Origin of the sequence: Mycolicibacterium nivoides, from assembly GCF_003855255.1 — a bacterium.
In the GTDB taxonomy this organism is placed as follows: Bacteria; Actinomycetota; Actinomycetes; order Mycobacteriales; family Mycobacteriaceae; genus Mycobacterium; species Mycobacterium nivoides.
In genome coordinates, this window is the sequence record NZ_CP034072.1 from 3,927,499 (window position 1) to 3,948,990 (window position 21,492).

20 protein-coding genes are annotated in these 21,492 nt (G+C 64.8%); 6 read left to right on the forward strand and 14 right to left on the reverse strand.

Going from position 1 to position 21,492, the window contains the following annotated elements; translation table 11 throughout:
• Positions 1–2: 2 nt before the first annotated feature.
• From EH231_RS19155 to EH231_RS19180, 6 genes are all read right to left on the reverse strand, one after another.
• Positions 3–1,595, reverse strand: a complete 1,593-nt coding sequence (locus EH231_RS19155; RefSeq protein WP_124714323.1) for a sugar transferase — start codon at positions 1,593–1,595, stop codon at positions 3–5.
• 23 nt (positions 1,596–1,618) lie between these two features.
• Complete coding sequence (locus EH231_RS19160; RefSeq protein ID WP_124713084.1) at positions 1,619–3,043, reverse strand: KamA family radical SAM protein; 1,425 nt, start codon at positions 3,041–3,043, stop codon at positions 1,619–1,621.
• A complete protein-coding gene (locus EH231_RS19165; RefSeq protein WP_241177768.1) occupies positions 3,040–4,428 on the reverse strand; it encodes a flavin monoamine oxidase family protein in 1,389 nt (462 codons plus the stop codon). Before EH231_RS19165 ends, EH231_RS19160 begins: the two co-directional genes overlap by 4 nt.
• A complete protein-coding gene (locus EH231_RS19170) occupies positions 4,425–4,646 on the reverse strand; it encodes an acyl carrier protein (protein ID WP_124713085.1) in 222 nt (73 codons plus the stop codon). Before EH231_RS19170 ends, EH231_RS19165 begins: the two co-directional genes overlap by 4 nt.
• Positions 4,643–6,211, reverse strand: coding sequence for an AMP-binding protein (locus EH231_RS19175; RefSeq protein ID WP_241177769.1), 1,569 nt, complete (start codon positions 6,209–6,211; stop codon positions 4,643–4,645). Before EH231_RS19175 ends, EH231_RS19170 begins: the two co-directional genes overlap by 4 nt.
• 67 nt (positions 6,212–6,278) lie before the next feature.
• On the reverse strand, positions 6,279–6,995 hold the full coding sequence (locus EH231_RS19180) for a LuxR C-terminal-related transcriptional regulator (RefSeq protein WP_164480952.1): 717 nt from the start codon (positions 6,993–6,995) through the stop codon (positions 6,279–6,281).
• 1,117 nt (positions 6,996–8,112) lie between these two features.
• Here EH231_RS19180 and EH231_RS33935 point away from each other — a divergent pair.
• A complete protein-coding gene (locus tag EH231_RS33935; protein ID WP_164480953.1) occupies positions 8,113–8,742 on the forward strand; it encodes an ANTAR domain-containing protein in 630 nt (209 codons plus the stop codon).
• Positions 8,743–8,798: 56 nt separating this feature from the next.
• A complete protein-coding gene (locus tag EH231_RS19190) occupies positions 8,799–9,536 on the forward strand; it encodes a GAF and ANTAR domain-containing protein (protein ID WP_124713088.1) in 738 nt (245 codons plus the stop codon).
• Positions 9,537–9,542: 6 nt separating this feature from the next.
• Here EH231_RS19190 and EH231_RS19195 read toward each other — a convergent pair whose 3' ends face one another.
• The 8 genes from EH231_RS19195 to EH231_RS19230 form a co-directional block, all read right to left on the reverse strand.
• The gene (locus tag EH231_RS19195; protein WP_124713089.1) at positions 9,543–10,337 is read right to left on the reverse strand and encodes a hypothetical protein; all 795 of its coding nucleotides are present in this window, start codon (positions 10,335–10,337) and stop codon (positions 9,543–9,545) included.
• Positions 10,338–10,358: 21 nt separating this feature from the next.
• A complete protein-coding gene (locus tag EH231_RS19200; protein ID WP_090430635.1) occupies positions 10,359–11,456 on the reverse strand; it encodes a hypothetical protein in 1,098 nt (365 codons plus the stop codon).
• Positions 11,457–11,532: 76 nt separating this feature from the next.
• Positions 11,533–12,690: a 17-hydroxy-3-oxo-4-pregnene-20-carboxyl-CoA lyase gene (locus EH231_RS19205; RefSeq protein ID WP_124713090.1), complete on the reverse strand. Its 1,158-nt coding sequence runs from the start codon at positions 12,688–12,690 to the stop codon at positions 11,533–11,535.
• Positions 12,690–13,097, reverse strand: coding sequence for a MaoC family dehydratase (locus EH231_RS19210; RefSeq protein ID WP_164480954.1), 408 nt, complete (start codon positions 13,095–13,097; stop codon positions 12,690–12,692). Before EH231_RS19210 ends, EH231_RS19205 begins: the two co-directional genes overlap by 1 nt.
• A complete protein-coding gene (locus tag EH231_RS19215; protein WP_124713091.1) occupies positions 13,094–14,065 on the reverse strand; it encodes a bifunctional MaoC family dehydratase N-terminal/OB-fold nucleic acid binding domain-containing protein in 972 nt (323 codons plus the stop codon). Before EH231_RS19215 ends, EH231_RS19210 begins: the two co-directional genes overlap by 4 nt.
• A 14-nt stretch (positions 14,066–14,079) precedes the next feature.
• Positions 14,080–15,243, reverse strand: a complete 1,164-nt coding sequence (gene fadE29 / locus EH231_RS19220) for an acyl-CoA dehydrogenase FadE29 (RefSeq protein ID WP_090430627.1) — start codon at positions 15,241–15,243, stop codon at positions 14,080–14,082.
• Entirely contained in the window at positions 15,243–16,247 is a 1,005-nt protein-coding gene (locus tag EH231_RS19225; RefSeq protein ID WP_124713092.1) for an acyl-CoA dehydrogenase family protein, read from the reverse strand. Before EH231_RS19225 ends, fadE29 begins: the two co-directional genes overlap by 1 nt.
• Before the next feature lie 35 nt (positions 16,248–16,282).
• Positions 16,283–17,551, reverse strand: coding sequence for a cytochrome P450 (locus EH231_RS19230; RefSeq protein ID WP_090430623.1), 1,269 nt, complete (start codon positions 17,549–17,551; stop codon positions 16,283–16,285).
• A 167-nt stretch (positions 17,552–17,718) separates the two neighbouring features.
• On the opposite strand from EH231_RS19230, the gene EH231_RS19235 reads away from it, so the two are divergent.
• From EH231_RS19235 to EH231_RS19250, 4 genes are all read left to right on the forward strand, one after another.
• Positions 17,719–18,870 carry a steroid 3-ketoacyl-CoA thiolase gene (locus EH231_RS19235; RefSeq protein WP_124713093.1) on the forward strand — a complete coding sequence of 384 codons (1,152 nt, stop codon included), beginning with the start codon at positions 17,719–17,721 and terminating at the stop codon, positions 18,868–18,870.
• Positions 18,870–19,268 (forward strand): DUF8021 domain-containing protein, encoded by a 399-nt coding sequence (locus tag EH231_RS19240; protein ID WP_090430618.1) that lies wholly within the window; start codon positions 18,870–18,872, stop codon positions 19,266–19,268. Before EH231_RS19235 ends, EH231_RS19240 begins: the two co-directional genes overlap by 1 nt.
• A 10-nt stretch (positions 19,269–19,278) precedes the next feature.
• Entirely contained in the window at positions 19,279–19,758 is a 480-nt protein-coding gene (locus tag EH231_RS19245) for a nitroreductase family deazaflavin-dependent oxidoreductase (protein ID WP_090430616.1), read from the forward strand.
• Between the two features lie 195 nt (positions 19,759–19,953).
• Entirely contained in the window at positions 19,954–21,396 is a 1,443-nt protein-coding gene (locus tag EH231_RS19250; protein WP_124713094.1) for a histidine phosphatase family protein, read from the forward strand.
• Positions 21,397–21,492: the final 96 nt, after the last annotated feature.

The window sequence follows — 21,492 nt, forward strand, 5'->3', positions numbered from 1 at the left end:
CCTCAGTAGGCCCCGGCGCGTCGGAACACTGCCCGCAGTGTCTTGACGATGATCAGAACGTCTTCGATCATCGACCAGTTGTCGACATACGAGAGGTCCAGTCGGACGGATCGCTCCCAGGAGAGATCGGATCGTCCGCTCACCTGCCACAAGCCTGTTACACCTGGTTTCACCAGCAGTCGGCGCAACACGTCGCAGTCGTATGCCTCCACCTCCCGCCGCAACGGTGGCCGGGGGCCGACGACACTCATCTCCCCCCGCAACACATTGAGGAACTGGGGCAGTTCGTCGATACTGAACCGCCGCAGGGTACGGCCGACACCGGTGATGCGCGGATCGTCATGGATCTTGAAAAGCGGGCCGTCACCTTCGTTGGCGCTCAACAGTTTGGCCAACTGCTTGTCGGCGTCCTTGACCATGGTGCGGAACTTCATCATCGAGAACGGCTTGCCATCGATGCCGATCCGTTCGGAGCAGTAGAAAACGGGGCCCCGGCCGCTCAGTTTGATCGCTATGGCGGTGGTGATCAGTATCGGCAGGGTCACGATGAGAGCCGCCGACGCGAAACAAATGTCAAAAGCCCGTTTCTGGAACCGCTTCGCGCCGAGATACTGGGGCTTCTCGATGTGCAGCAGTGGTAGTCCGGCTATTGGTCGCATCACAAGCCGGGCAAGGGCAACGTCCATGACTCCGGTGGACACCACGAGATCAACGCCCATCGGCTCGAGATCCCAGATCAGTCGGCGGATTCCCTTGACACCGAAGTGTTCCGTGCCTGCAATGGCGACGGTGTCGGCCTCGCAAGTGCGGATCGCCGCCAACACGTGGCTCTCTGCGCCGATGATTGGGACAGACCGACCGTTGACGATGATCTGTTCGCCCCGAGGGGGGCCATAGCCTGGTATCCCGACCCCCACCACGCGATAGCCATCGACCGGATTTCGGGTCAGCTCGTTGGCAAGCGTCTGCACCGCATCGAGTTCTCCGATGGCCAACACCGCAGTTTGACAGCCGCCGGAAGTGCGCTTGCTCGCCACGCGACCGCGCCAGAGCAATCTACTCAGTACCAGGCACAGAGTCCCCACGGGCAGCGCGACCGCCAGGTAGCCGCGCACGACGTCGACCTTGAGGAGAAGCGTGACAATCGCGATCGCTCCGAACGTCCAGAAGGACGCGGCGACCACGCGCCGATACTCCTCGATACCCGAACCGATGATCCGCGCGGACCGAGTGTGGAGTCCGGCCAGAGTAGCGAGCCACACCAAGATGAACACGACAGAAGAGCCCGGCACGAAGTACTTGAAGTATTCTGCGCTCGAAGCGGTGGTTCCGAATCGGATGTATTGCGCCAGAACCACTGCCATGCAGACGATCAAGGTGTCGGTCAGCCGCAGCTTGGCTGCGTAGCGCCGTTGCCAAATGGTGCGCTCGAATACCTGGCTCGGCATGAGACTGGGTATGGAAACCGAAGGGCTACCGTTGGCTGCCTCGGGTTTCGGCGGGATTGCGGCTGTGTCACCGACCGCGGGACGATGCCCGTTCCCATCGTCGGAACGATCATCGACGGGTCTCGCCTGGATTTCGGTCTGTTGCATCATTCACCCCAACTTCATGGCCGTCATCCGACCGGAACTGCTGTGTCACTTGGGCAGTCGCGAGCTTCTCGCCACCATGTCTGCCCAGAGGCCGGCAGACTGTCGATCGGGTCGTAGAACGGGTAGACGTGGTTCAAGGCGTCTGGGTCCGCTGCATCCAACACGGTGCGGTAGTTCTTGCTCCAGTACGAGATGCCCAGGTTTCGGTCGTATCGGACCGCCTGATGGACCCACCGCTTACCGACGAAAGGCACGTCACAAACGAGTCGCGGTGTCGCAAAGCCGGGCAGATAACCCATGATCGACGACTGCAACTGCTGCGCTTGCCACACTGGGGTCCGCCAATGTTCGGCATTGGGGATCATGTCGCACATGTAGAAGTAGTAGGGCAGGATGTTTGCTTCGCCCTGAAGCGCGAAGCACAGGTCGAGGAGGTCGTCGGCCGAGGCGTTCACCCCACGCATCAGCACTCCCTGGTTGCGCACGTCGCGCAACCCCGCGTCGAGCAGAGCCCGCCCCGCCTCTGCGACAAGCGGAGTCACCGACTGCACATGGTTGATGTGGGTGTGCAGCGCCAGGTTTACCCCCCGGGCAGCGGCAACGTGGGCCACCCGATTGACTCCGTCGACCACCTTCGATTGCAGCCAGTGCTGCGGCAGCCCGGCCAGCGCCTTGGTCGCCAAGCGGATGTCGCGGATGGTGTCGATGTCGAGCAATTGCATGACAAATGATTCGAGCCTCGGCCAGGGGACGTTGGCAACATCCCCGCCGGACACCACGACATCACGGACCGTCGGTGTGGCCCTCAGGTAGTCCAACATCAGGTCCTGCCGGTCAACCGGACGCAGGGCGAGCTTGGCCTTGGTGACCGTTGGCGTGGAATTCCCGATCAGATCCATTCGGGTGCAGTGGCCGCAATATTGCGGACAGGTCGACAGCAATTCGGCGAGAACCTTGGTCGGGTATCGATGGGTGAGCCCCTCCACGACCCACATGTCGCTCTCGTGCAACGAATCTCGCTCGGCGTAAGGGTGTGATCCCCATGCCGGTTCGCGATCGCTGAGCACCGGCAACATGTAACGCCGAATCGGATCGGCATAGAAGGCCTCGGTGAGGCTGCGGCGTTCCGGTGCGCAATGGGGAGCCATGGTGTTCAGCATCTGCGGCGGCAGCAGCATCGACATGGTCGCCTGCTGTTGTTGGTCGGCGGCAAGGTCGGAATAGAACCGCTCGTCGAGGAGGTCCCCCACCACAGCGCGCAGCTGGCCGATGTTCTTGACCGAGTGGGCGCGCTGCCATTGCGGATCTCGCCAATCGGATTCGGTGACCGCCGCCCAACCTGGGTAGCGTCGCCAGTCGGGCTCGAACAGCTCTTTGCGTACATAGATATACGGCTGGTCGGCAACGGCCGTGAAGCCAGCCTGTTCGGGCTCAATGAGTGTTGTCATCGCGACAGCGCCTCTCTCGAATGGTTCGCCGGTTCGGCGCCATGGATCAATTCGGTCGCGACACGTCGACCTGACCTGATCGCGCCCTCCATCAGCCCGAAGAACTCCAGGCTGGTTTCGGTGCCCGCCCAATGAACACGCCCATGGGGTTCGGTCAGTGTCGGTCCCAGCCGCAACCAGTCGCCGGGTCCGAACAGGGCGGCATAACATCCCCTGCTGTACTTCTCCGCCAACCAGTCGGTCACCGTGCATTGCGACGGCGGCGCCAACTGCGGAAAGAGCCGGTCGGTGTGAAGCAGGGCCACATCCCGCTTCTCGTCCGGCGCCAGCGCGCTGAAAGCCGATGCTGCTGCACCGGTGACGAATCCCGTTAGCAGACCAGCAGATTCATCCGGTGGAGAATCATCGACCGTGGACAGCAGTGGTCCGTGCGCGCTCACGGACCACCCGGACAGGCCCTGCTCACGCCAGATCGGAGCGGGATAGCTCAGATGGACTTTGACCGCGCAGCCGCGGCCCGTTGCCGCCGTCGCTCGCGGGGCGGGCAGCACCGGCCGGAACTCGATCCGCTGCGCCAGCAGCGGCGGAATGGCGACGACAACCTGGTCGGCCCGATACTCGGAACGTGTGCCATCGAGATCCGAAACACAGTGCACCACAACTTCGTCGGCGCCCTGATCGATCGCAGAGACCGGACGGCCCAATCGCACGCGCTCACCGAGCCGCTCAGCGAGCGCCTCACAAAGCCGATGTGCGCCACCATCAATCCGCCACTGCTGGGCGCCGCCCTCGAAGGCGTTGAGGTACCGGATCCCCCCGCCGGAGCGCAGATAGAAGGCCATGTGCAGAACGGAGATCGCCGCCGGATCGGCCGCCATCATCTCGCCGATGAACAGCGGGAAAAAGGTCCGCGCATCTGGATGCTTGACCGCGTCGGCAAGCCAACTAGCGGCAGGCAGCTGGTCGAGGTGTTCCGCGCGTGGGCTCTGCCACGGAGCATCTGGCCGGACCTGTGCAACGAGGTCCTCCAGCCGATCGAACAGATCGCCGAGTGCGACCGCATCCAGCGGAGGCACCCGACTCACAGTTGTCGTCCGTTGATCGGATACCAAGAAGGTGCTATCCCCGACCATGGCCGTGGAGACCACGCCAAGTCTGTATTCCCGTAACAGTGCGAGCAGCTCGGTGTGCCGCACACCCAGATAGGCGGCACCGCCATCGGCGACGACCCCCTCGGACAGCGCGATGCCGTGCATACGGCCACCTACCCGATCACGCGCCTCCAGCACCGTGACGTCCGCGCCGGCGGCCGCCAGGTCGAGAGCAGCAGTCAGCCCGGCCAGCCCGGCACCGACGACGACGACGCGCATGTCTTCCCCGGTCATGGCGCCGCGGCGCAGACTTTGGCGAACAGCCCCTCTGCCGAGGGATTCTCGATGAAGTCCTCCCACGACAGCTCCGGCCCGAAGTCCCGTGCTATCGCACTGAGGACCCGGGTGGCGAGCAGCGAATCACCGCCGAGGTCAAAGAAGTCGGACTGGGGATGCACCTCGATCGTGTCGAGGACCCTACGGAATATCTGGACGATATGGCCGGCGCTCATCGGCAGGATCCTCTTCCGTCGTACTCTGCTGCGGCACGCGACGTGGCCGTCCGATCAACTTTGCCGCTGGCCGTGTAGCTGAGTGCAGCGATGAATCTCACTGCGCTTGGCACGAATTGGCTGGGTAGCCGCTGACGCAGGTAACCCTGCAGCTCACTCGGAGCAACCTCTGCGAGCGGGACAACATAGGCCGTCAACGCTGTTCGACCGAGTCGCCGTTCGCCGACCACGACCGCACCCCCGACCGCGGGGTGGCTGGTCAATTGCGCCTCCACCTCGGCCGGATGCACCCTTACCCCAAGGACTTTCACCTGTTCGTCAGTGCGACCACGGGAGTACAGCAACCCGCGCTCGCCGCGGACGACCAGATCACCGGTGCGGAACCACCGGATCGGTCCGGATCCGTGATCGGCGACCGGGAAACCCGTCGCGGTCAGTTCCGGTGCGCCGAGGTATCCGTTGGCCAGGGCGGGGCCCGACACCAGTAGCTCTCCGTCATCGGAGACGTGATCGCGCACGTGGGGCAACGGGCGCCCGAGCGGCACGTCGTCGTCCACGTACGCGACACCAGGGTCGGTGCCAGGGCCGCTCAGTTGCACCGCATGGGTGATCATCGTCGTCTCGGTGCAACCGTAGGTGTTGAGCAACCTGATATGCCCGACGTCTAGATCGCGCCATCGCCTCAGTCGTGTTGGATCAACCCGCTCGCCGCCGATCACCATCAACCGGATGCTGCTCGGCAGCAGTGCACGCTCCTCATCCAGGAAGAGCACCAATTCGTGCCAGAACGCCGTTGGCAGGTCGAGCACGCTGATTTCCCGCTCCGCCAGCATACGAATGAAGCGCGGGAACGAGCCGGAGTAGGCCGCATCATCGAAAACCAATGTCGCACCGGAGGTTAGCGCAGGCACGATCTCCTCCAAGCAGGTGTCCCAGCCCAGCGACGCGAACTGGAGCACGCGGTCCTCTGGGGTGAGTGCAAAAAGGTGGCGCAGCGCGCGCACCGTCACGCTCAAGGCTTGCCGCGAGACCACGACTGGCTTCGGCGCCCCGGTGGAGCCCGAGGTGCACAGCACATACGCCGCATCGCTCCGGTCCCACAAAGGCTGCGGCAGATCGACATCCGCAACCACGGGGTCCTCGTCGAGCGACTCGACCCGCAGCTTCGTTCGTTCGCGCGGGTCCCAAGCCTCCGCAAACAGCCGGTCCACGCCGATCGCTGCCGCGAGCGCCTGCTTGCGGACGACCGGAAGCCCGGCGTCGATCGGGCAGTAGGTCGCACCGGCTTGGAGACTTCCCAGCAGGTGGTTCACCGCAGCCGGCGTGTGCGCAACTACCGCGCCGGTCAGGCCGGACGCTCCTTCGACGCCGAATCGCCCTGGCCGGTAATGCAACGCGGTAAGGCGGACCTGCTCTGCGAGGTCTCGATAGGTGATGACGGACCCGTTGTGCACGACGGCGGCGCAATGAGGCCACTCGCGAGCCGCGGCGGAAAAGTCCGCAACCACGTCGGCAACCTCATCGGTGTCGGCAATCGCCGTCTGAGTAAACTCGGTAGACACCACTTCACTATCGGATGCCGAAAGGCATTGGTATATAGGTCATCCGAGCGAATTCCGAGTGGGTCCCGGACTAGTTCCCCGCAAAATCCTCTTCGTACTCAATGGTTCGGGCGAGCGCCGCCGCTTGGGCGCGGGTGCTCACACCCAGCTTGGAGAGCAGGCTGTGCACGTGGTTCTTGACCGTGTGGACAGCAATACACAGCTGCTCCGCGATATCCCGGTTCGAAAGGCCCAATTTCAGCATCCCGAGGATCTGGGCTTCGCGGTCGGTGAGGGCTAGTTCCTTTGGTACCGGCTGCCGTTGCGAGGCGAGCGATGACAGCCTGCGGAGCAGTACCGCCGAAACGCGTGGCGAACAATGCGATTCGCCTGCAGCAACCTTGTGTATCAAAACAAGCAGGTCCTCAAGCGATTCGGTGCGTAGGTGATACCCAGCCACACCCGCCTCGGCACACGCCACGATCTCCGATTCGTCGTCCTCGAACACACCCAGAGCGACAACTCGCACGTGCGGGCCCAAATTCAGCGCGCTCCTCAGTAATCCCGCACTGTCACGAGTCGCCATGTTCACCAGAATGACTCGGGGCAGTGTCGCTTCAAACGAGGCGATCAACGAAGGAAGATCCCACGCAACACCGGGCGCAGTCACTCCATGCGAGGCAACAACAGCGGCCACATAATCGCGGTACAGCGTGCAGTCGTCGACGATCAGAACTCGCGCTTCGCGGAGCAGGCCCCCGCCGGAGTCAGCTTCCCAGGACGACTCGCCCCTGCCGACAGCGGTCATCGGCACGAGTCGGTCGAATACTCCACCAGATCCGGTCGCGGACCCACGAGGATGCGCCGGCCGGTGGCCGTTGCCCCCGGCCTGTCCGCACACCTCGTGCGCTAATCCTGCAGGTGCGGTCACCCGCAGTCCTGCCCCGGGTTCCACCGCTGTGAGGGCACAGATCGGGGCCGAGATCGGGCTGGCGGAAAACTCGTCCATGTGACCGCTTCGTCTAATCGCAAACCGGAGACGGTTCAGCCGTGTCCGGTTCACTTCGGAGCCGGCCCGCGAGTAGCGCTCCCGGCGTGAACTTGCGCTCAAGACCCGCTCCGGCCTCGAAACTCGTCAATGCGACCACGATCGCCATCTTGGCCCCTCGCTCTATGGCCAGGTTGTCCCACCTGCCGCAGGGACCGGGCGACAAGATCAATTTGAACTGGCTTCAGCAATTTTGCGGGAGATGCACCCGCTACCAGATGTGCGAATCTAGCACACGACCTATTTGTTTGCCATAGCTTCAGCGTCCGGTACTGAAACCCAGCCCGCCCATTCCAGAAGCGTCGTTGATGACGCGCCCCATGACGAACCACTTCCCACCACGCACTTGCCACGGTTGCGTCGGCCAAAAGAGCTTTTCATGGGAAACACTGCAGGCTGACGGGTTACCCGGTCGCAATTTCCGACGCATGGAGCTTGGTGGCGCACTGATCGCGGCGACCCATCGAGTCGCTGGCCACCCGTCGCCGCCTGGCTCACCGGAAGCACTTTCCATGGCATGGATTTATTATCTAGATCGTTATATAGCAAACATGTTTCGAATATTTGTAGGGACGTTCAACTGCATCAGCTATTTAGTTGGGCTGACCGTTGCGCCGCGCTGACACCCCGCGCCTTGACGCGACGTCCTCTCCGGTCGGTGGTCGGCCGTGAGCCGTGGTCAGCCGGTACGGTAAGGGTTCGGACTCGACCGATGGACAGAGCGGAGCGTTCCGTGAATGCGCCGGATCCGTTGGATGTGCGTGCGAGGTTTTTCGCTGCCTTCCACACGACCTCGCCTGACCACGATCCGGCTCAGCGACTGTGCGAGACATGCGTATCGGTTCTTCCGATCACATGGGCGGGGATCTCGGTGAAGGTGGAGGACGTTGGGCTTGAAGTCCTGCGGACCAGCGACGCCATCGCCGAACGTGCGGAATGGACTCAGGTCACGTTGGGCGAGGGACCCGGTGTGGACGCGATCGCATCCGGCGGCCCGGTGGTGGTGGCGGACCTGTCCGCACCGGACGCGCGGTGGCCGACGTTCGCGAATGAAGCCGCCGGCATCGGCGTCGCCGCAATGTACGCACTACCGCTGCAAATCGGTGCGATCCAAGTAGGTGTCCTCGATCTGTACCGCGATGCTCCGGCCGAACTGGCCGCCATCGATTTCGCCAATGCGTTGGCGGTAGCCGAGATGGTGACCGCGACATTGCTGAGCCCGGATCGAACAGATATCCCGATCGATTTGATCGGTTCTGTGTGGGACCAGCCCATAGGCAGTCGCGAGGTTCACCAAGCCACCGGGATGATCGTCGCGCAGCTCGGGGTCAGCGCCCGAGATGCCTACGTCCGCCTGCAGGCCCACGCCTACGCGCACGGGCGTTTGCTCAGTGAAGTCGCCCATGAGGTTGTACATCGCCGGCTGAGGTTCGCACCAGGCGCCGATGCCGACCCGGCACCGGATCCAGACCCGGACCCGGATCCGGATCCTTCGGTGACCTCGTGAGCAACGTTGACGACCACAGGCGCAGAAGGAAAAATTGATTCCGGTAAGGGGATATGATGGACCGGTACGAGCAACTAGCGAATACCTTCGTCGGACTGGCGGACACCCTCGTCGCAGACTACGACGTAGTCGAGTTCGCCCAGCGCCTCGTTGACAATCTCACTGCTTTGCTGCCGGTTTCCTCGGCGGGCATCATGCTCGGTGACGCGAACGGGCGCCTGCACGTGTTCGCCTCGAGCAGCGAACACACCCGGCTGCTCGAATTGCTGCAAGTCGAGGCGAACGCCGGGCCATGCCTCGAGTCCTACGTCACTCGGAACCCCGTGCTGGTACCCGATATCCCAACCGAAAGCCAACGTTGGCCCGCGTTCGCCGAGCGCGCCGCGGAGTACGGGTTCGCAGCGGTGTTCGCGTTGCCATTGCGGTTGCGAGACGAGCGCATCGGCGCTGTGAATCTGTTTCGCACCGAACCAGGGGCATTGTCAGAGGGCGATCTCGCAGTCGGACAAGGATTGGCAGACGTCGCTGCTGTCGGGATACTGCACCAACGCATCCTGACCCGCGCCGAGATCATCAATCAGCAGCTGCAAAGTGCTCTCAACAGCCGAACCATCATCGAACAGGCAAAGGGCGTTCTCGCCGAACGCGGGTCGATCGGCATGGACGAATCCTTCGTATTGCTGCGCTCGCACGCCAGACGAACCAATCAACGACTGGCCGACCTGGCCCGCACCGTGGTCGGCGGTGCGGACACCACAACAATTCTCAACCCCGGCGCCGCACCCCAACTCTGATACCGCTTACATGCGGCGCGACAAATCACCATCGTCGTAACGCGGCGGCGGCTGGTGCGGGGCCACCGGAGCCGCCGGCGCGTGCGGCGTAACCGGAGCTTGCGGCGGTGCCACCGGGGCGGGCCCGGCACTCGGACGATTTTCACTCGGTGCGGCAGCGCCTGCGCCCTGCGGAGCCCGCTCGGTGCGGTCGGTCATCTGAGTCTCACGAGCATCCAGGCCCGCTTCGCGCCGGTCCTGCGCAACGTCGCGGTCGTTCTGGGCCGTCTCCCGATCGTTCTGCTGCTTGTCCCTGTCGTTGAGCTTGGCCTCGCGCTCTTCCTGCTGCTGCTGCGGGTTCGGACCGCCGGGACCACCCGGGCCACCGGGCTGGCCGGCACCTGGCGCACCGTCTTTCCCCGCACCGTCGCCCTTGGCACCTTCCATGGCCTTCATCAGCGGCTCCATGAGCGAGCCGAACTGGCCACCCATCTGGCCCGCCATCTGAGCGGGCTGGCCGGCCATCTGGCCCATCTGTCCCAGCTGCCCCATCATCTGGCCGAGCTGGCCGACGCCCTGCCCACCGGATTCATCGGCTTTCTCATAGGCGCCCTGGGCGTCAGAAAGCTTGGCGTTGAACATGTTCTCTTTGGCCGACAGGGCCGTCACGTTCGTGGTCAGCGATGCCGCCAAGGTGGGCAAGATCCCGGCAATGGTCATGCTCATGGCGTCTTCGCCGGCCTGGATCGGCGGCATGTCCGGTAGCTCGATTCCAGCGGCACTCCAGTTGAGTGCGCCGGGCGTCTGCATCGGTGCGGTCATCGGTCCCCTCCTTGCGTCAGATCACCAGTCGTCATAGTCGTCATCGCCATCGCCCAACTCGTGTTCCAGCGGGGCCGGGACGGCCAGTCCGGACGTCGTCCCGCCGCCGCCACCGGCGCGCTGGCCGCCGCCCATCATGCCCATGCCACCGCCCATGCCGCCTGCCGCGTTGGCGGCAGCCACCGGCGCGACGCCGCCGATCACGGCGGCACTGGCCCCGGCGTCGACGGAAACCGGTGCGGTACCGCCACCGACCATCTTCGACAGCAGAGGGGTCTGCGGACTCCCGCCACCCGAGCCACCGGGCAATCCGGCCGCCTTGACCATCCCCGCGCCGCTGCTCGGCCCGGATCCCCCGGCGAGCGGATGGTTCGAGAACGCCGAGAACGGGCTGGGCCCGCCACCGGTGCCCTTGCCACCCGAGCCCAGCATCTGCGTGAGCTGCTGCAGGGGCTGCGACAGCTGCTGCAGCGGTTGGGAGAGCTGCTGGGGAATCTGCCCGAGCATCTGCGGGATCTGGCCCAGCATCTGCGGGAGCTGGCTGATCATCTGCATCATCTGCTCGCTGCCCTTTTGGGCCGCTTGCGTCGCCTGAGCCGTCGGCGGGGTGCCGACCTGCGGGAGGTTGGCTATCGTCCCGAGGCTGCTGGCCATCTCACTGCTGGCGGCCGAGACCGTCGCGATGTTCTGCGACAGCCCCATCTTGATCCGGCTCTCGATCAGCTCCTGCTTGTTGCTGAACGGCAACGCCTGCAGGGCGGTGACCTCCTGCTGGACCTCTTCGGCGGCCGCATTGAGTGTGGTCTTGGTCTGGACCACGGCGGCCGCCATCGTGGTCAACGCGGTGGCGATGGCCTGCGCCTGGGCTGCATTCGCCTCGTGACCGGCGATCATCGTGGTCGCCTCGCCCGAGGCCGCCACTGACGCGCCGCCCTGCCACTCACCGGTCAGCTTCGATAGCTGGTTGGTCTGCTGCGGGACGACGCTGCCGCTGATCTTGGTCGCGACCTTCGTGTACGACGCCGCAGCCGCGGTCAACTGGTCTTCATCGATGTTCGGCCAAGCCGGTCCCTGCAACGTCTGCGACCCGTACGGGCTACTGTCGCGCGGCATCCCCATGCCACGGCCCCCTTCTACGCGTGATGCACATCCGGAGCAAACATTACCGTGCCGATCGGGGGTGGCGATGCACCTTTTACCCGAGGATCAATCCCGAAGTCGGCACCCCGGTTCCAGCGGTGACCAGCGCATGCTCGACATTGTCGACCTGGTTGACCGAGGTACCCCGCAATTGGCGGACACCCTCGGCAATGCCGTTCATCCCGTGGATGTAGGCCTCGCCGAGCTGACCGCCGTGGGTGTTGATCGGCAACCGGCCGCCGAGCTCGATGGCGCCGCCGGCGATGAAGTCCTTGGCCTCGCCCTTACCGCAGAAACCGAGCTCCTCGAGCTGGATCAGCGTGTAGGGCGTGAAGTGGTCGTAGAGGATCGCGGTCTGAATGTCGTCGGGAGACAGGCCACTCTGCTCCCAGAGCTGACGGCCGACCAGACCCATCTCGGGAAGACCGAGCTCGTCGCGGTAGTACGAGTACATGGTGAACTGGTCGGTGCCTGCGCCCTGGGCGGCAGCCTCGATGACCGCCGGCCGGTGCTTGAGATCCTTGGCCCGCTCGGGCGTGGTGACGACGATGGCCACGCCGCCGTCGCTCTCCTGGCAGCAGTCGAGCAGCCGCAGCGGTTCGGCGATCCACCGCGAATTCTGGTGATCCTCGATGGTGATCGGCTTGCCGTAGAAGAACGCCTTCGGGTTGGTGGCGGCGTGCTTGCGGTCGGCCACCGACACCGCACCGAAATCGGCACTCGTGGCGCCGTATTCGTGCATGTACCGCTGGGCGATCATGGCCACCGACGCGGCAGGGGTGCTCAGCCCGTGCGGATAGGACCAGCTGTACTCGACACCGCGCGAGTCGGCGTTGACGGTCAGGCCGGTCATCACCTGACCGAACCGGAACTCCGAGCGCTCGTTGAAGGCCCGGTAAGCGACGACAACCTCCGCGACACCGGTGGCGACGGCCAGAGCCGCCTGCTGCACGGTCGCGGCTGCGGCGCCGCCGCCATAGCCGATCTGGCTGAAGAACTTCAGGTCCCCGATCCCGGTGGAGCGGGCCACGGCGGTCTCCAGGTTGGAGTCCATCGTGAACGTCACCAGGCCGTCGACATCCGACGGCTTGAGCCCGGCATCCTCGAGGGCGTCGAGCACGGCCTCGGCGGCCAGCCGCAGCTCACTGCGACCGGAATTCTTGGAGAAATCGGTGGCGCCGATACCGGCGATGGCTGCCTTGCCGGAGAGCATCAGTTGTCCCCCAAAGTAAGTGTGGACGTGGCGATGACGTGGTTGCCAAGGCTGTTGCTGCCCACCACCTTCAGTGTCACCAGGTCACCCTCGATCTCGGTGACCTCCCCGGTGAACGTGATGGTGTCGTAGGCATACCAGGGCACCCCGAGGCGCAGCTTGATCGACTTGACGAACGCGTTCGGACCCGCCCAGTCGGTCACGTACCGACCGACCAGTCCGGTGTCGGTCAGGATGTTGACGAAGATGTCCTTGGAACCCTTGGCCTGCGCCAGGTCCCGATCGTGGTGCACATCCTGGTAGTCGCGCGTCGCGATGGCGGTGGAGACGATGAACGTCGGGTCGCCGAAGATCTTGAGTTCGGGAAGTGTGGTGCCGACTCGAACGTCGGAGACGGTCGGGCTCATGCTTGTGGCTCCCATGCGTACAACGTCCAGGCCGGGCTGATCTCACTGTCCGGGAAGTCGAGATAGGTCGCGGTGACGGGCATGCCGATCTTCACCTGGTCGGCGGCGACCCCGCGCAGCTCGCCCAGCATCCGGACCCCCTCCTCGAGTTCGACGAGGGCGATCACGAACGGCAGGCTGCGTCCGGGCACCTTCGGCGCATGGTGCACGACGTAGCTGAACACCGTGCCCTTACCGGAGGCAACGAGATAATCGGCGGGAGCGTCCTTGTCGGCCCACACCGCAGGCACCGGCGGGTGCTGCAATGTGCCGTCGGGGCGGCGCTGGATCCGCAGCTCGTGGGCGTTGATGCCGTCCCAGAAGAACTTGGTATCCCGTGACGAGGACGGTCGCATCAGCTTGTCCGGATCGAGATCCTCTGGGATCGCCTCGGTTTCGGCTGCTTCCGCGGCTGCCTGCTTACCGGCGGGAAGGAACTTCATGATGCGCCAGTCCATGTCGGCGACTTCCTCGTCACCGACATGCCAGCGGATCTTCTGATTGATGAAGTAACCCTCACCCAGGGCGGTCTGCTTGGGACCGACGATGCCGACAATCTCGGCGCTCATCACCACCTGCTCGCCGGGCTGGAGGTAGCGGTGATAGGTCTGGTCGCAGTTGGTGGCGACGACACCGACATACCCGGCATCGTCGAACAGCTTCATCGCCCTGCCCAGCGGATCATCGTCGGACCGGCTGCGTCCCAACCCCATCATGGTCCAGACCTGGATCATCGCCGGCGGGGCCACGATGCCGGGATGGCCCGCGGCTCGAGCCGCCTCCGCGTCGACGTAGATCGGGTTCTTGTCACCGATCGCGTCGACCCAGTGGTGAATCATGGGCTGATTCACCGGGTCCCGAGCCACCGTCGGCTTGCTCGTCCCGGACGCGATGATCTGGTCGATCCCTGCCTGAAGATTCGCGCTCATCTCAGCCCTTCGCTCTACCGGGTCACCCGCGGCACCCGCAGGCCCGACGCCGCGATCATCTCGCGCATCACCTCGTTGACGCCACCACCGAAGGTGATCACCAGGTTGCGCTTGGTCATCTTGTCCAGCCAGACCAGCAGCTCGGCGGTCTCCGAGTCGGCCGGGTTGCCGTAACCGCCGACAATCTCTTCGGCCAACCGGCCGACCTCTTGCAACCGTTCGGTGGAGAACACCTTGGTGGCGGCGGCATCGGCCACGGCGATGGTCTCGCCGGAGGCCGCGACCTGCCAGTTGAGCAGCTCGTTGATCCGCCAGATCGATTTGATCTGCCCCAGAAGACGTTTCACGGCGTCCTGCTCGATCGGTGTGACACCGTCCGAACCGGGCTTCGATGCCCAGGAGTGCACCTGGTCGTAGATGCCGGCGATGCGGCCGGCCGGCCCGAGGCCGACGCGCTCGTGGTTGAGCTGGGTGGTGATGAGCTTCCAGCCGCCGTTCTCCTCACCCACGAGCATGTCGGCGGGCACGTGCACATCGTTGTAGTACGTCGCGTTGGTGTGGTGCGCGCCGTCGGACAGGATGATCGGGGTCCAGGAGTAGCCGGGATCCTTGGTGTCGACGATCAGGATCGAGATGCCCTTGTGTTTGGCCGCCGTCGGGTCGGTACGGCAGGCCAGCCAGATGTAGTCGGCGTCATGCGCGCCGGTGGTCCACATCTTCTGCCCGTTGACGATGTATTCGTCACCGTGACGTACCGCGGTGGTGCGTAGGGATGCCAGGTCGGTGCCGGCGTCGGGCTCGGAGTAGCCGATGGCGAAATGCACTTCACCGGCGAGAATTCCGGGCAGGAACTTCTTCTTCTGTTCCTCGGTGCCGAGAGCCTGCAGGGTGGGGCCCACCGTCTGCAACGTGACCATCGGCAACGGGATGTCGGCGCGGTTGGCCTCGTTGATGAAGATCTGCTGCTCCACCGGGCCGAAGCCCAGGCCGCCGTACTCCTTGGGCCAACCGACGCCGAGCTTGCCGTCGCTGCCCATGCGCTTGATCACCGCACGGTAGGCCTCGTTGTGCCGGTCGGACTCCATCGCGGCGGCCTCTTCGGGCGTGATGAGAGTCGAGAAGTATTCGCGCAGTTCGGCTTGCAGCGCGCGCTGCTCCGGGGTCAGATCGATGAACATTACGCTCCCACCAAATCGAGGCGATGCGCTTGCCCGCCCAACAGTCGGGTCAGATCCTTGATCGAGGAGTAGTAGCGGTCCATCGGGTAGGTGATGTCCATACCCATACCTCCGTGCAGGTGATGACACAGCCGCATGGCCGGCGCTGCCTGCGAGGTGAGCCAGTAGCCCAGGATGGCCAGGTCCTCGTCGGCGTCGAGACCCTCGGACAGCCGCCAGAGCGCCGAAGTGGACAGCAAAGAGATTGTCCGCGAGGCGATGTAGACCTCGGACAGTTGTGCGGCCACCGTCTGGAACGTCGAGAGGGGGCGGCCGAACTGCTCACGGGTGGCCACGTAGTCGGCGGTCAACCGCAGCGCGCCGGCCACCAGCCCGGCGGCGAACGCCCCGGTGGCGGCGAGCGCCAGCTGGTTGACCCGGTGCGCACTCGCGCCGTCGAGCACGTCGGCGGCGTCGACCACGACGTCGGCGAACGTGACCGCGTATTCGTCGGAACCGTTGGAGGTCGGAGTCTTGGTGACCGTCACACCGTCGGCCTCGGGTGAGACCACTACCACCGCGTTGTCGGCGGTGACCAGCAGCCACTTGGCCGTCTCGGCATAGGGCACACCGATTTTGGTGCCGTTGAGCTTGCCTTCCGCGAAGTTGGTCGCTGGACGCTCCGGCAGTGACTTCCCGGGTTCGTTGAGCGCGGCCGAGAGCACCGCACCCGTCGCCACACCGGCGAGGTAGCGGTCCTGCTGGGCGTCGGAAGCCAGGTCGAGCAGCGTCACCAGACCAAGGCCCACGGTGGCCAGCGCCGGACCTGTCGTGCCGTGCCGGCCGATCTCGGTCAACGCCGTCGACAGCTCGGACAGGCCCAGACCGTCACCACCGAGTCGTTCCGGCACTCCCAGCGCCGCGACACCACCGGAAACCAGTGCATCCCAGGTGTTGTCGCGCTCCAGAACAGAGGTCACCACGTCGGCGACAGCCTGCTGTTCTGGGTTCGGTGTGAAATCCACCCGAATCCTCCTTGATCCGTTAGGCGGTCAGTAGCTCAGGCCTGATGTGCCGGCCCGCCGGCCACGGGGCACGTGCCCGTGTAGTCGACCGGCCAATGCTTAATACCATTGAGCCATCCGGACTTCAGCCGCTCGGGATCCCCGACGGGCTTGAGGTCGGGCATGTGGTCGGCAACCGCGTTGAAGATCAGGTTGATCGTCAGGCGGGCCAGGTTGGCTCCGATGCAATAGTGCGCCCCGGTGCCGCCGAAGCCGACGTGCGGGTTGGGATCGCGAAGGATGTTGAAGGTGAACGGGTCCTCGAACACCGCGTCGTCGAAGTTCGCCGAACGGTAGGACATCACCACACGCTCGCCGGCCTTGATCTTGACGCCGGAGATCTCGGTGTCCTCGCTGGCGGTGCGCTGGAAGGCCGACACCGGCGTGGCCCAACGAATGATCTCGTCGACGGCGGTCTTCGGCCGCTCCCGCTTGAACAGCTCCCACTGGTCGGGGTTCTGCGAGAACGCGATCATGCCGTGGGTGATCGAGTTACGGCTGGTCTCGTTGCCCGCGACCGCCAGCATGATGACGAAGAAGCCGAACTCGTCGTCGCTGAGCTTCTCGCCGTCGATGTCGGCCTCGATCAGCTTGGTGACGATGTCGTCGGTCGGGTTCTTACCCCGCTCCTCGGCCATCTTCATGGCGTAGGAGATGAGCTCGAACGAGGACATCGCCGGATCGACATCGGCGTACTCGGGATCGTCGCCGGCGGTCATCTCGTTGGACCAGCGGAACAGCTTGTCGCGGTCGTCCTGGGGCACACCGAGCAATTCGGCGATGGCCTGCAGCGGCAGCTCGCAGGACACCTGCTCGACGAAATCACCGGTGTTCGACGCCGCGGCGGTCTTGGCGATCTGCTGAGCGCGATTGTTCAACTCATCCTCGAGCCGCGAGAGCGCACGCGGGGTGAAGCCACGGGAGATGATCTTGCGCAGGCGCGTGTGGTGCGGTGCGTCCATGTTGAGCAGGACGGCGCGCTGCAGATCGACCGCTTCGCGGGTCATCTCCTGCGGCCAGACCGGGATCGCACCGTTCATCGAGCTGGAGAACACGTCGCTGCGCAGCGAGACGTCCTTGACGTCCTCGTGCCGGGTGACCAACCAGTAGCCCTTGTCGCCGAAGCCTCCGGTGCCACCGGGCACGTCGACCCAGCGAACCGGCTCGGCCTTACGGAGCTCGGCGAGCTCTTCGACCGGCAGGCCCCTGAGGTTGAGCTCGGAATCGAGAAAGTCGAAATCCTTGGGGATGTTCGGGCAGCCCATGTGTCTAACTCCTTGTGTCTGTAGCAAGCCGTGCGCGTAGCCAGCAATGCTTGAAACAACGTGGTCTAGTGCCAATTGAGACCATTGAAACACGGCTTGACCGCAGATCAAAGGCAGTGATACATCCGCGCTTGTCAGAGTAATGAAACGTGTTCTAGCCTGACTTCATGGGTAACCCTGTCATCGTCGAAGCCACCCGCAGCCCCATCGGCAAGCGCAACGGCTGGTTGTCCGGCCTGCACGCCACCGAGCTTCTCGGAGCCGTCCAGAAGGCCCTCATCGAGAAGGCCGGAATCGACCCCGGCAGCGTCGAGCAGGTCATCGGCGGATGCGTCACCCAGTACGGCGAGCAAGCCAACAATGTCACCCGCCAGTCCTGGCTGATCGCCGGGCTGCCCGAGCACGTCGGCGCCACCAGCGTGGACTGCCAGTGCGGCAGCGCCCAGCAGGCCAACCACCTGGTCGCAGGCCTGATCGCCACCGGCGCCATCGACATCGGCATCGCCTGCGGCATCGAGGCGATGAGCCGGGTCGGCCTGGGCGCCAACGGTGGCGGTGCTCGTGCGGCGTCGTGGGACATCGACCTGCCCAACCAGTTCGAAGCCGCCGAGCGGATCGCCAAGCGCCGCGGCATCACTCGCGCCGATATCGACGCGCTGGGCTTCGCCTCGCAGGCCAAGGCCAAGCAGGCCTGGGCCGAGGGCCGCTTCGACCGGGAGGTCTCCCCGATCGAGGCGCCGGTCATCGACGAGAACAAGCAGCCGACCGCCGAATGGAACACGGTCAGCCGCGACCAGGGTCTGCGCGACACCACCCTTGAGGGCCTGGCCGCTTTGAAGCCGGTGATGGAGGGCGGTATCCACACCGCCGGTACGTCCTCGCAGATCTCCGATGGCGCCGCGGCGGTGCTGTGGATGGACGAAGACAAGGCGAAGGCTCTCGGCCTGAAGCCGCGCGCCCGCATCATCAGCCAGGCCAACGTCGGCGCCGAGACCTACTACCACCTCGACGGCCCGGTGCAGTCCACCGCGAAGGTCCTCGAGAAGGCCGGCATGAAGATCGGTGACATCGACCTCGTCGAGATCAATGAGGCGTTCGCCTCGGTGGTGCTGTCCTGGGCCCGGGTGCACGGCGCCGACATGGACAAGGTCAACGTCAACGGCGGCGCCATCGCCCTCGGCCATCCGGTCGGGTCTACCGGCGCCCGCCTGATCACCACGGCCCTCCACGAGTTGGAGCGCACCGACAAGAGCACGGCACTGATCACTATGTGTGCCGGCGGCGCGCTGTCCACCGGCACGATCATCGAAAGAATCTGATGACGTCTTCCGAGTCATTTGCCGGGCCGGTCTCGGAAGCTGACCGCATCGCGGCCGCACAGGCCTACATCGATGCGCTGGTGACCCATCAGGCCGACGCCGTCCCGTTCACGCCGGATTGCATCCGCATCGAGATGGGACTGAAGACCGGCCGATCCGGAGATCATCTGCGCCGCAGCCTGAACAACGGCCCGCAGTTCAAGTTGATCGAGGAGACGACGGCGCCGGAATTCACCGTCGACGGCGATCACGTCCGCGCCCGCTTCGACGTACTCACCAAACCGCGCCTGTTCGGGCGGCGGGTGTGCTCACACGTCGACGAGACGTTCCTGATCCCGGCGTCGGACGGCAAGATCCACCACATCCGCGCTTCCCTGACCCCGTTCATCAGCCGCTAAGGTCCACCGCATGGCCAACACCCCTCGCCCGCTCAACGCCAAACAGGTCGAGCGCCTCAACGCGAAATCGACCGGCACCGCCATCAAATGGATGTCGCGCGCTCAGACCTGGATCTTCAAGAAGACGGGCGGACGCTTCGGGGACAAGTTCCTGCGCGGCGCCGAAGTCGGCATCCTGACCACGATCGGTCGCAAGTCGGGCGAGGAGCGGGACAGCCCGTTGCTGTTCCTGCAGGAGGGCAAACGCATCGTGCTGGTCGCCTCGCAGGGCGGCCGAGCCACCAACCCGATGTGGTACCTGAACCTGGTGGCCAATCCCCGGGTGAAGTTCCAGACCAAGCACGAGACCTTGGAGCTCACCGCGCGCGACGCCACCGATGCCGAGCGTGACGTGTACTGGCCCAAGCTGGACGCGATGTACGCCGACTTCGTGAACTACCGGTCCTACACCGACCGCAAGATCCCGATCGTGATCTGCGACCCGGCATAGACGTTCGCCCAAAGCGCCCCTGACCTCGCGGTCGGGGGCGCTTTGCGTTGCCAGGTGTCCTGGAGCTGGCCAATTACGCAACTCTCGGTAGCAGAATTGACGAGTTGACAGAATTTTGATTATGTTCTGTGAGCGCGCCCACAGTGAACGACAGGTGAGCGGCAGCCCACATTTTCGTGAACCAATGGAGACCATATGCAACGACTCAACCGCCGCCGGGCTGCCGGTGCCGCCGCGACCACGCTGACGGCGTGTTCGCTGTTCGCCGCCGCGACCCTGCCCGCCTCCGCGCTGACCGTGACGTTCATCCGGCACGCCGAGTCGCAGGGCAACGCCTCCGGGTACATCGACACCAGCACCCCTGGGCCGCACCTGACAAATGACCAGGTGAACCAGAACGGCGGCGCGACCGGCGAGGAGCAGGCGCAGGCCTGGGCCGATGCTCAGTGCCCCACCGCGTCGTGCACCAAGTTCGACGCGCTCTACGCCTCGACCATGATCCGCACCCAGGAGACCGCAGCGCCGTTCGCCGCCAAGCGCGGATTGCCCGTCACGGTCCTGGGCGCGTTCGATCCCGACAACCCGCAGCGGAACTCCGGCGTGCAGGAGATCGGCGCCGGCATCTTCGAAGGTCTGCCCGAAAGCGAGGGGATCGGCCGCATCGGCTACATCCTCGCGCCGCTGGCCTGGACGCTGGGCCTGCAGTTCGTCGCGGTCCCCGGCGGCGAGAGCGGCCTCGAGTTCAACGAGCGGGTGACGAACGCACTTGCCGACGTCGAGGAAGGCACCTCGGACACCAATGGCGACGGCAAGACCGACGCCGCGGTGTTCTCGCACGGCGCCACCATCATGATGTGGACGATGATGAACGTCGACAACCCGAACCTGCTGTTGATCGTTCAGCATCCGTTGAACAACACCGACACGGTGGTCGTGGAGAAGAACGCCGACGGTAGCTGGACCCTCAAGGAATGGGCCGGCGAAGAGGTCGGCGCAGCCAACTACCCGACTCAGATGTTCGTCAACTTCCGAGACCTGATCGTCGCGCCGCAGAAGGCCGTCTACAACATGCGCATCCCCGTCCTGACACTGGACGTCCAGGGCATCGTCACCACCGGGGCGCAGGGTGTGCAGGACGTCGCCAACGCCGGCGTGAAGTTCGTCAAGGACTCGATCACCGACACCGTGAACGCGATCACCGGCATCCCGGGCTCGCTGGGGCAGTCGACATCGCAGGTGTCGAAGGTCAACACCCTCAACGTCGTCGCCGACAGCGGCAGCCCGGCAGCGGGCGATGTCGCCGAGAAGGCCAAGGCTGCCGTCGAAAACGTCACCGAGGACGCCACGTCGGCCGTCGAGAAGGTGACCGAGCCGGTGCAGGCCAAGATCACCGCCGTCCGTACGGCCAACGGCGCCACCAAGCTGACCAATGGCAACAAGGCGGAGCCGGGTAAGGCCGTCTCGGCGGTTCGCGACCGGGTCAACCAGGCCGCGGACGACGTGCGCAGCGGGGTCGAGTCCTCAGTCAAGCAGGCACGCGAAACCGTCAAGAAGCTCGCGGGTGCCGAGAAGGCCAACAAGGCAGCCAAGGACAACAGCGCCGGCAAGCCGAAAGCCGCATCAAAGGACGCCGCGTGAAATAGGCGTCACAGCAAGGCAATACCAACCGGGTCGATCCCCCTCCTCGGGCGAGGAGGGGGATCGACCTGTCTCCGACCCGATGTAGAGCAGCGC

What these genes read in the sequence shown, in the direction of transcription:
- EH231_RS19155 (WP_124714323.1), bottom strand. Translation starts at nt 1,595, where the DNA reads ATGCAACAGACCGAAATCCAGGCGAGACCCGTCGATGATCGTTCCGAC.
- EH231_RS19160 (WP_124713084.1), bottom strand. Translation starts at nt 3,043, where the DNA reads ATGACAACACTCATTGAGCCCGAACAGGCTGGCTTCACGGCCGTTGCC.
- EH231_RS19165 (WP_241177768.1), bottom strand. Translation starts at nt 4,428, where the DNA reads ATGACCGGGGAAGACATGCGCGTCGTCGTCGTCGGTGCCGGGCTGGCC.
- EH231_RS19170 (WP_124713085.1), bottom strand. Translation starts at nt 4,646, where the DNA reads ATGAGCGCCGGCCATATCGTCCAGATATTCCGTAGGGTCCTCGACACG.
- EH231_RS19180 (WP_164480952.1), bottom strand. Translation starts at nt 6,995, where the DNA reads ATGACCGCTGTCGGCAGGGGCGAGTCGTCCTGGGAAGCTGACTCCGGC.
- EH231_RS19190 (WP_124713088.1), top strand. Translation starts at nt 8,799, where the DNA reads ATGGACCGGTACGAGCAACTAGCGAATACCTTCGTCGGACTGGCGGAC.
- EH231_RS19195 (WP_124713089.1), bottom strand. Translation starts at nt 10,337, where the DNA reads ATGACCGCACCGATGCAGACGCCCGGCGCACTCAACTGGAGTGCCGCT.
- EH231_RS19200 (WP_090430635.1), bottom strand. Translation starts at nt 11,456, where the DNA reads ATGGGGATGCCGCGCGACAGTAGCCCGTACGGGTCGCAGACGTTGCAG.
- EH231_RS19205 (WP_124713090.1), bottom strand. Translation starts at nt 12,690, where the DNA reads ATGCTCTCCGGCAAGGCAGCCATCGCCGGTATCGGCGCCACCGATTTC.
- EH231_RS19210 (WP_164480954.1), bottom strand. Translation starts at nt 13,097, where the DNA reads ATGAGCCCGACCGTCTCCGACGTTCGAGTCGGCACCACACTTCCCGAA.
- EH231_RS19215 (WP_124713091.1), bottom strand. Translation starts at nt 14,065, where the DNA reads ATGAGCGCGAATCTTCAGGCAGGGATCGACCAGATCATCGCGTCCGGG.
- fadE29 (WP_090430627.1), bottom strand. Translation starts at nt 15,243, where the DNA reads ATGTTCATCGATCTGACCCCGGAGCAGCGCGCGCTGCAAGCCGAACTG.
- EH231_RS19230 (WP_090430623.1), bottom strand. Translation starts at nt 17,551, where the DNA reads ATGGGCTGCCCGAACATCCCCAAGGATTTCGACTTTCTCGATTCCGAG.
- EH231_RS19235 (WP_124713093.1), top strand. Translation starts at nt 17,719, where the DNA reads ATGGGTAACCCTGTCATCGTCGAAGCCACCCGCAGCCCCATCGGCAAG.
- EH231_RS19240 (WP_090430618.1), top strand. Translation starts at nt 18,870, where the DNA reads ATGACGTCTTCCGAGTCATTTGCCGGGCCGGTCTCGGAAGCTGACCGC.
- EH231_RS19245 (WP_090430616.1), top strand. Translation starts at nt 19,279, where the DNA reads ATGGCCAACACCCCTCGCCCGCTCAACGCCAAACAGGTCGAGCGCCTC.
- EH231_RS19250 (WP_124713094.1), top strand. Translation starts at nt 19,954, where the DNA reads ATGCAACGACTCAACCGCCGCCGGGCTGCCGGTGCCGCCGCGACCACG.